Source organism: Lysinibacillus sp. NPDC096212 (genome assembly GCF_044763105.1).
GTDB lineage: Bacteria > Bacillota > Bacilli > Bacillales_A > Planococcaceae > Lysinibacillus.
Genome location: NZ_JBIWFQ010000008.1, coordinates 1 through 12148, shown reverse-complemented (window position 1 = coordinate 12148; position 12148 = coordinate 1). Strand labels below are relative to the sequence as shown.

Here is a 12148-nt window from a genome sequence, read left to right as displayed (position 1 = left end):
CTAAACTATTTAAGTAATTTTTCAGCTGCGATATCTAAGAATTTCACCTTAGACCATGCAGTACCACCTTGTGCTAACGGTTCAATTGCATTCACGAAAACCTGTTTATTTTGTGATGCCTTTAAGCTTGCGAAAATCGGATTTTTTTGTAGCTCTTCTAACGCTTTTGGTGCGTCAGCATTTTCTGATTCCTCGAATTGAAGGAAAATAGCATCAGGATTTACCTCTGCTAATGTTTCAAGCGATAGTTCGGCCTGTGCCTTTGCTGTTTTTAAAACCTCTGGTACCGGAGCCCCTAAATCTTCATATAAAACAGGGTTTAAGTAAACGCCTGCTGGATAGATATACATTATGCCACCACGTACCCGAATAACTAGAACTTGCTTGTCCGCTAATTGCTCTTTAGATTTCACTTGGGAATCAGCAACCTTCGCTTCATAATCAGCGATGATTTTTTTCGCCTCATCTTCTTTACCTGTAAGCTGGGCAAGTAATGTTAGATTCTCCTTCCAATTTGTAGAGACATGTGAATATGGAATCATCGTTTGAATTTTTTTAAGCTTTTCAGCCATTTCCTCAGGGTATTTTGAGGAACCTAAAATAACATCTGGATCAAGTTTAAGAATGGCTTCAGTATTCGGTGTCATTTTATTTCCAACAAGCTCAGCACCTTCTAATTCAGAAGCAAGATAGGAAGGAATTTTTCCACCGATATCAAGTACACCAACAGGCTTAATACCGAGCATTGCCGCATCTTCCATAGATTCTAAACTTGCAGCTACAATGTTTTTCACTTCTGCAGGAAGTTCATATTTTTCGCCTAAGTATGTAATCGTCTGTGTTTTCGCCTGATTTGTTTGTGTTTCTGTTGCACTAGTTTCTGCCGTATTATTTGTAGATGTATTAGACTCTTCCGCTTTATCCGTACCACATGCAGCCAAGGATAGAGCTAATAAAGCGGGTGCGCACATTTTAAAATATTTATTCATAGATTTATTCTCTCCTAACGAACTTAATTATATTGATAATGATAATCATTTTCATTTATAAGTCAATAGACTTTATTAATTTAATTGATATTCATTATCATTTACGGATACTATCCTAACAAAGAGAAAACCTGTTGTGAATGGACAATTTCATGAATCACATGGACTTTTGCCGATTTGAAACAACAAAAAAGCTGCTTCTTTTTTCAAGAAACAACTTTTTATACGTATTTAGCTTCCTCCATCATTAATTTCCGATAAGCTGTCGGGGACATTCCCGTACATTTTTTAAATACTCGACTAAAATAAAAGCAATCTACATAACCTACACATTCAGCTATTTCCGCTACTGGCGAATTGTCATATTTCAGTAACTCCTTCGACCGTCGTATACGATATTCCGTTAAGTAAATGCTAGGATTCATCCCAGTATGCTGTTCAAACAAATAGGCAAACCTACGACGCTCCACGCCAAATTCTTCAGCAATTTTCGAAACAGAAAGTTGTTTAGCATAATTCTCATGTATATACTGTAAAGCTTGCTCCATCTGCTCACTTGCCGTATCAAGAACCTTCACTTTTGCCGACATAAGAATGGCTTCCAAAAGATTCATAAATAGAATCTTTGCTTTGAATATTGACATATTACCTGGCATTGCTTGGCTTTCTATTAGCTGCTGTACATAGTCAATAATTTTTGTATGATAGCCTGTATTGATTAAAAAATGCTGAGCTGATAATGGATATTGAGGTATTTCTTCGGGAGGAATATGATAATGTACAACTGCATACTCCCATTCCTGATCGCTAGTAACTTTAATTTCGATTGGCATTTGTGGCCCTGCGTGTACGACCATACCCGGCTCCATTGCATAAGGGATACCGTTAAAGCTAAATATAGCGCTACCCGCCAGCGGCACAACCAAGCCACACTTCCCAGGAGCTGTTGTTCGACCAATATCTATTTGGCCCGGCTCCATTTTATTTGTAAAAACATCTGTAAAACTTACAGACGCATGTGCATAATAATCGATTAAATGCTTGATATCCACTTTATACCCTCTATATTCTTTAAAACTTTTTGTACTTGAGAAAAATGATGCAAATCATGATCTACTAAACTAGCAAAATAACCGGAAAGTGTTAATTCTGACGCACCTATTGTAAAAGGCTGCTGCCATTGCTTAACCACTATTTGATAAAGTGCGTCAATTAGTTGCTGTCTCTGAGTGATAAAATCGGCTATCGTTTCTTCTTTACTTTGTGCACGACTATTCCTTGCCGCACTAGCATTCATCTCTTCTACAGCCGGTCCTTTTGGTAAGCTTTCTTCTGTAAAAAGAAACGGTAGACGTTGTTTTACCACAAATTCATCCCACGGAGTAAGATGGCCAATGACCTCTGCAACCGTCCATTTTCCAGATTCTATAGGAGTACGCCATTGTTCTTCTGTTATGTTTGCTAAGCTTTCCACAAACACGATAGATCTTTCATAATGCGAAATTATATGATGTTTATCGTGATACACGTCTTTAGCTCCTTCGCTTCAATTTAGTAGACAATCTGTAGCTTCGACCAACTTAATTCCCACTGTTTGTTACGAACTCTATTCATATAAACCTCATGCATTGGAGAGCCTTTAATCCATGTAAAAAGATGAAAGTTGGATTTTGTGAGTCTCCCCATTGATATATATTCTGTTTCATTGCTACCATCCCCTTCGCTCAATAATGACTTCCATTACTTACAATAATAACTATTTATATTTCAATTTCAAAGGGGCTATGCAGATGAACGTAAGCATAATAAATTAGGAGAGGTTGAAGCTTTAAGAAGACTGTATTTAAAAAGAAAAAATCAGTTGTACTTTGTATAAATATCATTTATACAAAACGAAAAATAATATATTAGATTTATAAATTGTTTACCATTACCCTTTAACTAACAACATTAAAGGAGCCGCTTATGAAAAAATTTTTTATTTTCATTGTGACCGTTGCCATTGCAATAGGACTTTTTTATACAAAGCTTTCACTGACGCTCGTCGGTATCGGAGTTATTGCTGCTTTTATCGGTACACTTGCTGGAGGAGCTGGGCTAATTACGATCCCTGCTATGATGCTTGTTGGTATACCTATTCAAACAGGCATTGCTACGAATAAATTTTCATCGGGCATTGCAGCGTTGTCGAGCATCTTTTATCTTCTTTATCATAAAGAGCTTCGTCTAGCAGCTATTATGAAATATGTTGCTGTAGCAATTGCCGGAGGCGTGTGTGGAGCACTCCTAACAGTATCCATCTCAGAAAAAACAATGAATATTATTGCATGCATGCTACTTATTTTCGCCCTATTTATAACGTTGAAAAATAAAGAATGGACTATTAGCTCAGAAGAAAATAACACTAAACACAGTAATAAATTATGGCAGCCATTTTTAATTGCAGTTTATGATGGCGGCTTTGGACCCGGCTCTTCAACCTTCAGCATACTGCATTTTTTACGCTATCATTACTCCTACATAAAGGCTGTGCAGCTCACACGTGTACTTATATTCGGGAGCTGTACAGGGGCATTTTTAGTATTTTACCAAACTGGCTTTATTCAATGGCAATATGCAATAGCGATGGCAATAGGCTCCATTATCGGCTCCCAACTCGGACTTTTAATTCTACCGAAAATTCCGATAAAAGCAGCTAAAATACTACTAATAATCATCATTACATTACTACTTATTCAAGTAGCAATAAAAATCATTTAACTACTTAAATGTTCATGAATTAACTTCCATTCATTGTTTAGGACAGTAAAAATATTCGTTGCCCTTCCGCTACCTGATACAAATTTTCCGTTATGATAGCCCTCATAGTGGTATGTATAAATGCAGGTAGCTGATTGTTCATCAACCGTAAGCCACTGGACATTAGTAGCTGAATATATCTCTTCCTTTATCAAATTCCAAGCATTATTAAAATAAGCACCTATTTCTTCTAAGGTTATGCATGTTTTATCCGAAAACCAATACACTGCTTGCGGATGCAAAATTTCCTTTACGTTATTAAAATCATGGGAGTTTGTCGCTGCAATATAACTCTCTAAAGCTTGTTGATACGGCATGGTAATTCCCCCTTTTTACTAATATTAACCGGAATTCTACTACTTAGAAACAAAAAAGAATGAAATAGCAGAAGGTGTGACAAGACTATTTCAAACAGTTTATGATGAGGTAAAGTAAATAAGGAGGATCTTTATGCTCGCTACTATTCAAAAACAACAAAATAACTATGTCGTAAAATTCAACCGTCCGCTGTCACATTCAGCTGATGCTGTTTGGGCCGTATTAACGGAGAATGAAAAGCTTCAAAAATGGATGAATAATTTAGAAATCATTGATCTTCGAAAGAATGGCAAAATCCATTTTAATATGAATGATGAAACAAATGCTTATAAGGAAATAGCGATTACAGACTATGCCGAGAAGGAAGTACTCGAATTTGATTGGGGCAAAGATACAGTAAGATTTGAACTCTCCCCCACTGACAATGGCTCTATATTAGTATTACTTGAAACGATTGGTGGGCTAACTGACCATACGCCTAAAGATTTAGCCGGCTGGCATATATGCTTAAACCTGTTTTCGGACTTATTAAACGGAACTGTACATGAGAAATTTCCAATGGAAGAATGGCAAAAATGGTTTGCAGAGTATAAACAACTTGTGGATGCTGTAGAGGAGATTTAAACATATCACGAATAAAACTCCTAGAGCAGAGACACATGCTTTAGGAGTTTTATTCTTGTTGAAAAATAAAATGGTCAATGCAGACGTTTAGGTGATTTACGTTTTATTCGCTTTCGGAATAACATACTAGAAGATACATGCTAAGTAATATAGTTTGTCTTCGTTCCGATTAGACGACTTCTTGGGGATTAGTAATAGAGGAACAAAGTTTAACATGGCTACTTAATACGCCTAATTACCATCTCGAACATTCATACGAGCGAATATTTCTTCTTGCAATAGTTTGGAAGCGCCAACCACTTCTACTACTCCAACGGAACCCTGCAATAAACTCTCTTCCTACAGCAGTTAGGAAGAACCAAAAGCCTGTTCCATTTAACATCCATATATACGTATTCCTGAATAAGCATGATTGAATACCACTTGTACCTACTCCAAAAGGTGGAAGTGATGGCACAAAGCTAGGCGGTGGTCCAAGAGGCATTTGACCTGCTGGTGGTGGTCCAAAACTAGGTGGTCCAAATGATGGTGGTGGTCCAAAACCGGGTGGTCCAAATGATGGTGGCGGTCTAAAACCAGGAAGTCCAAATGATGGTTCGAAACCGGGTTCTGGCAGTGGCATAATTTCTTCATATGGATTGTACATGATAAACCCCTCCCTTTACATAATTCAATATATGTAAAAGGGCTAATAACCGTTGAGCAAAGTGCCCATTGGCTTTGTATTTAGTCGTTCTAAACCGTATTCGTATTTACCAGGTATGTTTTCTAAGAAAAAAATCGTACCTTAGCTGAAAAATATCATTTTAAATTCTATTAAAGCCCCGCAGGAACTTACTAAACACTCGGCAGTAATGTCCTATTCAATAGTACTTATAATCCTCTCCGTCAAATAACACTAATCGGAGGGGATTTTTTGTAATGTAATTATCTAGGCAAATACGCGTTCATCACTCGCCAATCTTCAAGCTTTTCTTCAAAAGATTTAATATTTTTGCCTGGTATTGGGCTAGTAGAAGGCATTTTCTGATATGCTCGACCATCTAAAACCTCAAGGCCAATATGCTTTTTAAAAACTTCGAATGACTTTGCGCCATTGAAAAGCACTAACTCAATATTTGGATAGTGTTCAAAAAGCGTTTTAAAATCATTCGGTTTTTCATTACGAATGGCCGCATCTAAGCTTCCTTTACGCTCACACGATTCTATTGTATCCCAGAGACCAATATGATGGTCCTTTAGCCATTTTAATCTTTGTCCATAATCCTGAGGTACATCCATCTCTAATATTTCCCCAATAATCGGCCAAAAGTGATTGCGTTGGTTACCATAATATTGTTGTTTCTCTAATGATTGCTTTCCTGGCATTGAGCCGACGATTAACACCTTCGTTGATAAATCAATAACTGGTCGTAATACATTTTTAAGTTCATTCGACATTACAATCACTCCTTCCTTAAATTGTAGCGGAAAATTTGTGTCAATGTCATTGAAGGGCATGTATCAAATATCAAAAATCAAGGTTCATCACTATACAGTGGGGTTGATTTCCGTTCCGGCTGGGCGCTTTGTAGCTGACGCTTTGCTTTCGCTACAGAAAACATTTGTTGTTGCTGTCGCTTCGCTTTCGCACAGAGCAAAGCTTCCTGGGGGCGTCCGATGAGCCGCTTCACTCGCGTTGCTCGCTCCAGGGTCTCGGGCCAACAGATGTTTTTTGCGCGAAAGCGTAGTGCTAACGTAGCGGCAGCAGCACCGATGTTGGTCACGAAGGCGTTACCACAGGATGTGATGGTTTTAGCCTTCGTTCCTTTATCGCTAATCCCCAAGGAGTCGCCCAGCCTCCACTCCAATCAACTTTCAAAGCCACTTATAACAAATGTCATCCACATCTTTTAGTGATGGTTTCTCCACTATCTTAAAATAAATCAAGCTTGAGGGCCTTTCTCTATTTGTTGGATATTTATGATAGACTAATTCAAATGCACTCTTTTTGAGATGTTTTTGTTAGCATACTGTCACTTATTTTGTCACTTATTTTTTAAAAGTGCCTATACGAAGAAAAATTAATTCCGAGTATCAAACTACATAGAGGTGAAATATGAGAAGTTGGTTCCAATCTCTTACAGTTAAAATGATTTTTTTAATAAGTATTTTGATTCTTTTAATATGTGGTATGTTTATGTATCTTTTGCAAGAACATATTCGGGATACGACAGAAAAACAGATGGGAGAGGAAGCATTAAATATTGCAAAAACCCTCGCATCTATGGAAGAAATCATTACCGCATTTGATAAAGAAAATCCAAGTGAAATCATCCAACCAATCGTCGAGCCTTTAAGAAAAGAAACTGGCGCAGCATATATTGTCGTTGGTAATTCTGAAGGAATTCGTTATTCACATCCTATAAAAGATAAAATTGGAGAAAAAATGGTTGGTGGAGATAATGATGCTGCATTGCTAGATAGACAAGCTTATATTTCTAAAACTATAGGGTCATTAGGCGAATCTATTCGAGGTAAAGCCCCCATCATATTAGACAATAAAATTATTGGTGTTGTATCTGTCGGTTTTTTAACAGAAAATATCGATACAATCATCGAAAGCTATATTCACAAATGGATCAAATACACCGTATTTATTCTTATAATAGGCATATTGGGTGCAATAGCTATTTCCATTTATATTAAAAAGTTATTGTTTAATATGGAACCTATTCAAATTGCTAAGTTATATCAACAAAACAAGGTCATTTTAGAAACAACAGCCGAGGGTATAATAGCTGTCGATCACTTTAATCAAATTACGACCATCAATAAAAGTGCTTATGAAATGCTAGATTCAGCTCACAATAAATCTCTATCAGATTGGATGGGTGCAAAAATTGAACATATTTTTACGCCTAAAATTGTTGCAGAGAAAAACATTCATAATCTAGAGCTACCACTTGATGAGCATATTATCATTTTAAATAAAACGCCTTTAGTTGAAAAGAAAAGGAAAATTGGCTCACTATACACCTTTAGAAAGAAAGTAGATATTCAAAAAATCATCGATGAATTAAAACAGATGAAGCAGTATGCAAATGTTCAACGGGCATATACTCATGAATTTGCTAATAAGCTTCATATCATTTTAGGTTTACTTGTTCATAAGCATTACAACGAAGCCATTGAATTTATTAAAGAAGAACGAAATATACAACTTAAAAATCAAGCTTTTTTAAATAGCAATGTAACAACCCCTCTTCTACTTGCATTAATTCAGGGGAAAATTGCAGAAGCCGCAGAACTAGGCATCAAACTCGAGCTAAACGAAATTTCTTCATCTATCGAATTATCTAAGCAGCAAGAAAACGCTATTCTAACAGCTCTTGGTAATGTACTTCAAAACGCTATTGAAACTTTAAAAAGCTGGGAATCCTCAGATAAAGTGATTCAACTATCAATTAACAATTATAAAAATCATTACTTATTTGAGATTCAAGACAATGGACCAGGTATTGATAACAATATGTACGATAAAATTTTTACAAAAGGGGTATCTACTAAAGAAGGGTTAGATCGCGGACATGGGCTAGCTATAAGCAAGAAAGCCCTTCAGGAGATAAATGGGGAAATTTTATTGGATTCAGGTGATTTATCAGGAGCATGTTTTTTAATAATAGTTCCTAAAGGAGACATTGAGAATGACAATATCAAAAAGTGTATGGATTATTGAAGATGACTTTAGAGTAGCAAAAATTCATGCAGATTATGTTCATAATATAAAAGGATTTATCGTTATTGAAAATTTACGCACAGGAAAAGAAACGATTGAAAAGCTAAAGACGACCTCTAGTTTACCAGAAATTATATTAACAGATTTGTATATTCCTGATGTTGAAGGTAGCTCATTAGTAAGCCATATTCGCCACCTCTATCCATCTATAAAAATTATCGTAATCTCAGCAGCAACTGAAATAAGTTTAATAAAGGATATATTGGACTTAGGGATTTCAGATTACTTAATAAAACCCTTTGAAGAGCAACGACTTCAAAGAGCATTTCAGAAATATTTACAGGAACATCATTTATTTCAAAATAGCAAAAATGTCACTCAAAAGGATCTTGATTCATTATTTTATAGGGAATCCACCAATAAAATAATAGATGAAGAAACGTTTGTAAAAGGCATTGATTTGCACACATTACAGATTGTTAAAAGCATTTTCGAAGATCTCAAAACCCAGGAGCTTACAGCCTCACAATTAAGCGAACTCATCGGTTCAAGTCGTTCAACAGCCCGCCGTTATTTAGAATACTTAGTTGGCGAACAGTTTTTACAGACAAAATTGATTTACGGCACCGTCGGAAGACCTGAACGGAAATATGTATATCATGGAACTTATGAACAAAACTAATATTATATTCTTTATTTAACATATGACTATATTGTTTTCCTCCCTTTGGCACTATGATATTTTTTAAATAATCAGAATGATTGATCACAAAGGGAGGAAATATTTTTGAGTTTAAGTATAATTGGATTTTTAACAATTATTATTATTGTTGCTCTACTTATTAGTGGTCGTGTATCACCACTTGTAGCAATGGTAATACCACCTATCGTAGCAGCATTTATAGCTGGCTTTAATTTTGATGAATTAGGAGAATTCTTTAGTTCTGGATTAAGCTCTGTGATGAACGTAGCTGTTATGTTTATCTTTGCTATTATTTTCTTTGGTATTATGCAGGATGTAGGATTATTCGAACCATTGATCAATAAAATGATTGCGCTTTCAAAAGGAAATATTATTGTCGTTGCAGTAATAACAGTGATCATTGCTGTAGTAGCGCAGCTAGATGGTTCTGGTGCTTCAACATTTTTAATTACTATCCCAGCATTATTGCCTTTATATTTACGTTTACGCATGAATCCATATCTATTGCTGTTACTAGTTGGGGGAGCTGCAGCAGTTATTAATATGATTCCTTGGGGTGGTCCATTAGGTCGTGTTGCTTCAGTTTTAGAGACGGATGTAACTGAACTTTGGTATCCTTTAATCACTATTCAAATCATTGGTGTCGTGTTAATGATAGCTTTAGCAGTGTTCCTTGGTTTTAGAGAAAAGCGCCGTATTCTAAAACAATATGGTACCCTTGACTTCACAAATGATGATCATGTTATTACACAAGGTGTTGTTTCATCAGAAGTAGACACAAGCTTACAACGACCAAAACTATTGTGGATTAATGCAATTGTTACTGTTCTTGTTATCGGCATTTTAGTTGCAGGTATTTTACCAGCAGGATTAGCCTTTTTAATTGGGGTGGCCATCGCCTTACCAATCAACTATCGTTCTCCTAAAGAACAGATGGAACGTGTACGAGCACATGCTCCGAATGCCTTAACGATGGCATCTATCATCATTGCTGCTGGATTATTTTTAGGTATCCTTAATGGTACTGGGATGTTAACTGCAATTGCCAACAACGCTGTAAACATTCTACCATCAGCCCTATCATCTTATTTACATATCATTATCGGGGTATTAGGGGTACCATTTGATTTATTACTAAGTACAGATGCATATTACTTCGCTTTATTCCCTGTAGTTGAACAGATTGGCTTATCTTTCGATATTGATTCTCTTTCAACTGCCTATGCAATGATTATTGGTAATATTGTAGGTACATTTGTATCGCCACTTGCCCCTGCTGTTTGGTTAGCTTTAGGCTTATCAGGCTTAGAAATGGGGAAACACTTAAAGTACTCTTTCTTCTGGATGTGGGGATTGAGCATTACTTTACTTTTCATTGCTGTAGCACTAGGAATTATTGCTATCTAATAAATTAACTAGAATACCAGTTGTCGAGTATTAATCGGCAACTGGTTATTTTTCTATCCTCATAGCGTAGGGTCGATTTCCGTTCTGGCTGGGCGCTTTCCTGGGGCGTCCGATGAGCCGCTTTTGTTGTTGTTGTTGCTTTCGCACAGAACACATCCGCTGTGCTCTAGGGTTTCATCCGTGACGCTGCGATCTGTGATCTTGATCTGACCCCAAGGAGTCGCCCAGTCTCCACTTCTCCTTTTACTTAGGTATTGATTATAATGGAAAATCAGAGCCATCAAGTATTTCCTTTGAGCTTTTTACATGCAGGTTATTGGATGAATGATTTTTTTTATACGTCCTTACAATTTCATAACCAATACAATACCCTATCCATTGAGGAAGCTTTCCACCATATAAAAATTCAGCATGATTGTTTAAACCCTGAATATTGATTTGATGTAAAAAATGTTCCTTCCAAATTTCTAGCATTTTATCTAATGAGTAGGACCTCAACCATGGCGCTAACCATTTATCACCGTAAATCTCCTCCACTGCACATTCTGCTAATCCCTCTAAAATTAAAGAATCTAACAGAGTCACTTCATCTAGAGATTTATCTAAATATTGCAGACGACAAACATGATTATACTCATGTGCAAATAACGCTTTAAGCTCCTGCTTTTCAAGCTCTCCAATATATAAAAACATAGCATTTGGATAGGCTACACCGTTTTTATTAGTAATCGTTTGCTCCTGCGTGATCGGAAAGATATAGATTGGTATTGTTGGACCGTTCCATTTCTCCTTTAAATAGTTAAATTCCTTCTGTACTACTTCCCAAACGTTTTGTTTTTTTAACTTGTTAATGTCTATTTTTTCATGTGATTTAAAAAGCCCCTGTTGCTGTAGTTCAAATTGTATTTCATCTGGAGATCCACCAATAAAAATCCCTACTAAACGATCGCAAAGAATAGAACGTTGTAAGTCTTCAAAGTTTTTACTGAGATTAAGCCTTTGACTAGCTATTAATTGATTGAGCCACTCATCTGTTGGTATTACAGACATACATTCCCCCCTTACTATAGCTTATGTCTGAAGTAGACAATCGGCTAGTGATAATGATTGCAACCGCATATATTAGCTTATAAGGAAGTCGAAAGGAGGGATAGTTTGTGAATCCAGCTAATACTTATAATCTTTGTTGTCAATATCATGGTAAACGTGTAAGAATTGAAGAACGAGGTGGCAGAGTACATTACGGAGAAATAACTAGGGTGGATAGAAGACAGGTATGGATTCAACCTGATAGACGATTTGGCGGTTATGGTTTAGGTTATTGGGGTTGGGGAGGACCAGGAGCCGGTTTTGGAGTTGGTATCGCACTTGGAGCAGTTGCCGGAATTGCCCTAGCACCACTACTATTTTGGTAATATTGAAATGACTAATTATACTATCCGCTGCGCGATGAAAGACTTACTGTCATCGGGGAAAAAAACAAGCCATTTCATGTTAAACTGTACCCTATAAGATAGACACTTTGAAAAAAGTCTATCCTATAGGGTACTTTTGTTTATAATGAGAAAAAAGATGTCGGAGCGGAATAAA

The 12148-nt window shown here is 36.5% G+C and carries 13 protein-coding genes; 6 read left to right on the top strand and 7 right to left on the bottom strand.

Features of this window, described 5'->3' with window-relative positions:
• Positions 1 to 5 precede the first annotated feature (5 nt).
• The 3 genes from ACIQ7T_RS09990 to ACIQ7T_RS09980 all read right to left on the bottom strand — a co-directional run bounded on the left by ACIQ7T_RS09990 (position 6) and on the right by ACIQ7T_RS09980 (position 2517).
• Entirely contained in the window at positions 6 to 989 is a 984-nt protein-coding gene (locus tag ACIQ7T_RS09990; protein ID WP_370077142.1) for an ABC transporter substrate-binding protein, read from the bottom strand.
• Between the two features lie 221 nt (positions 990 to 1210).
• Positions 1211 to 2041: a helix-turn-helix domain-containing protein gene (locus ACIQ7T_RS09985; protein WP_370077143.1), complete on the bottom strand. Its 831-nt coding sequence runs from the start codon at positions 2039 to 2041 to the stop codon at positions 1211 to 1213.
• A complete protein-coding gene (locus ACIQ7T_RS09980) occupies positions 2023 to 2517 on the bottom strand; it encodes a DinB family protein (protein ID WP_402870048.1) in 495 nt (164 codons plus the stop codon). The genes ACIQ7T_RS09985 and ACIQ7T_RS09980 overlap by 19 nt, the downstream gene beginning before the upstream one ends.
• Before the next feature lie 437 nt (positions 2518 to 2954).
• Here ACIQ7T_RS09980 and ACIQ7T_RS09975 point away from each other — a divergent pair, with 437 nt between their 5' ends.
• Positions 2955 to 3749 (top strand): sulfite exporter TauE/SafE family protein, encoded by a 795-nt coding sequence (locus tag ACIQ7T_RS09975; protein WP_402870045.1) that lies wholly within the window; start codon positions 2955 to 2957, stop codon positions 3747 to 3749.
• Here the strand turns inward: ACIQ7T_RS09975 and ACIQ7T_RS09970 are convergent.
• Positions 3746 to 4105 (bottom strand): YybH family protein, encoded by a 360-nt coding sequence (locus ACIQ7T_RS09970; protein WP_370077153.1) that lies wholly within the window; start codon positions 4103 to 4105, stop codon positions 3746 to 3748. The genes ACIQ7T_RS09975 and ACIQ7T_RS09970 overlap by 4 nt on opposite strands.
• A gap of 133 nt (positions 4106 to 4238) precedes the next feature.
• On the opposite strand from ACIQ7T_RS09970, the gene ACIQ7T_RS09965 reads away from it, so the two are divergent.
• Entirely contained in the window at positions 4239 to 4730 is a 492-nt protein-coding gene (locus tag ACIQ7T_RS09965; protein WP_402870041.1) for an SRPBCC family protein, read from the top strand.
• Positions 4731 to 4965: 235 nt separating this feature from the next.
• Here the strand turns inward: ACIQ7T_RS09965 and ACIQ7T_RS09960 are convergent, their stop codons facing one another.
• Both ACIQ7T_RS09960 and ACIQ7T_RS09955 read right to left on the bottom strand, forming a co-directional pair.
• Complete coding sequence (locus ACIQ7T_RS09960) at positions 4966 to 5376, bottom strand: hypothetical protein (RefSeq protein ID WP_402870038.1); 411 nt, start codon at positions 5374 to 5376, stop codon at positions 4966 to 4968.
• A 281-nt stretch (positions 5377 to 5657) separates the two neighbouring features.
• Positions 5658 to 6170 (bottom strand): DNA-deoxyinosine glycosylase, encoded by a 513-nt coding sequence (locus ACIQ7T_RS09955; RefSeq protein WP_370077157.1) that lies wholly within the window; start codon positions 6168 to 6170, stop codon positions 5658 to 5660.
• A 691-nt stretch (positions 6171 to 6861) separates the two neighbouring features.
• On the opposite strand from ACIQ7T_RS09955, the gene ACIQ7T_RS09950 reads away from it, so the two are divergent.
• The 3 genes from ACIQ7T_RS09950 (at position 6862) to ACIQ7T_RS09940 (ending at position 10558) form a co-directional block, all read left to right on the top strand.
• The gene (locus ACIQ7T_RS09950; protein WP_402870035.1) at positions 6862 to 8448 is read left to right on the top strand and encodes an ATP-binding protein; all 1587 of its coding nucleotides are present in this window, start codon (positions 6862 to 6864) and stop codon (positions 8446 to 8448) included.
• Positions 8417 to 9130 carry a response regulator gene (locus ACIQ7T_RS09945; protein WP_402870032.1) on the top strand — a complete coding sequence of 238 codons (714 nt, stop codon included), beginning with the start codon at positions 8417 to 8419 and terminating at the stop codon, positions 9128 to 9130. The genes ACIQ7T_RS09950 and ACIQ7T_RS09945 overlap by 32 nt, the downstream gene beginning before the upstream one ends.
• 105 nt (positions 9131 to 9235) lie before the next feature.
• Positions 9236 to 10558, top strand: coding sequence for a CitMHS family transporter (locus tag ACIQ7T_RS09940; protein ID WP_370077163.1), 1323 nt, complete (start codon positions 9236 to 9238; stop codon positions 10556 to 10558).
• A gap of 258 nt (positions 10559 to 10816) precedes the next feature.
• Here ACIQ7T_RS09940 and ACIQ7T_RS09935 read toward each other — a convergent pair whose 3' ends face one another.
• Positions 10817 to 11608, bottom strand: coding sequence for a DUF2268 domain-containing putative Zn-dependent protease (locus tag ACIQ7T_RS09935; protein ID WP_402870029.1), 792 nt, complete (start codon positions 11606 to 11608; stop codon positions 10817 to 10819).
• A 107-nt stretch (positions 11609 to 11715) separates the two neighbouring features.
• Between ACIQ7T_RS09935 and ACIQ7T_RS09930 the strand changes: the two genes are divergently transcribed.
• Positions 11716 to 11973 carry a hypothetical protein gene (locus tag ACIQ7T_RS09930; RefSeq protein WP_370077167.1) on the top strand — a complete coding sequence of 86 codons (258 nt, stop codon included), beginning with the start codon at positions 11716 to 11718 and terminating at the stop codon, positions 11971 to 11973.
• The last annotated feature ends 175 nt before the right edge of the window (positions 11974 to 12148 follow it).

Bases quoted from the DNA above. Each gene is read 5' to 3' on its own strand.
- ACIQ7T_RS09965 (WP_402870041.1), top strand. From the start codon at position 4,239: ATGCTCGCTACTATTCAAAAACAACAAAATAACTATGTCGTAAAATTC.
- ACIQ7T_RS09970 (WP_370077153.1), bottom strand. From the start codon at position 4,105: ATGCCGTATCAACAAGCTTTAGAGAGTTATATTGCAGCGACAAACTCC.
- ACIQ7T_RS09955 (WP_370077157.1), bottom strand. From the start codon at position 6,170: ATGTCGAATGAACTTAAAAATGTATTACGACCAGTTATTGATTTATCA.
- ACIQ7T_RS09990 (WP_370077142.1), bottom strand. From the start codon at position 989: ATGAATAAATATTTTAAAATGTGCGCACCCGCTTTATTAGCTCTATCC.
- ACIQ7T_RS09975 (WP_402870045.1), top strand. From the start codon at position 2,955: ATGAAAAAATTTTTTATTTTCATTGTGACCGTTGCCATTGCAATAGGA.
- ACIQ7T_RS09945 (WP_402870032.1), top strand. From the start codon at position 8,417: ATGACAATATCAAAAAGTGTATGGATTATTGAAGATGACTTTAGAGTA.
- ACIQ7T_RS09950 (WP_402870035.1), top strand. From the start codon at position 6,862: ATGATTTTTTTAATAAGTATTTTGATTCTTTTAATATGTGGTATGTTT.
- ACIQ7T_RS09935 (WP_402870029.1), bottom strand. From the start codon at position 11,608: ATGTCTGTAATACCAACAGATGAGTGGCTCAATCAATTAATAGCTAGT.
- ACIQ7T_RS09960 (WP_402870038.1), bottom strand. From the start codon at position 5,376: ATGTACAATCCATATGAAGAAATTATGCCACTGCCAGAACCCGGTTTC.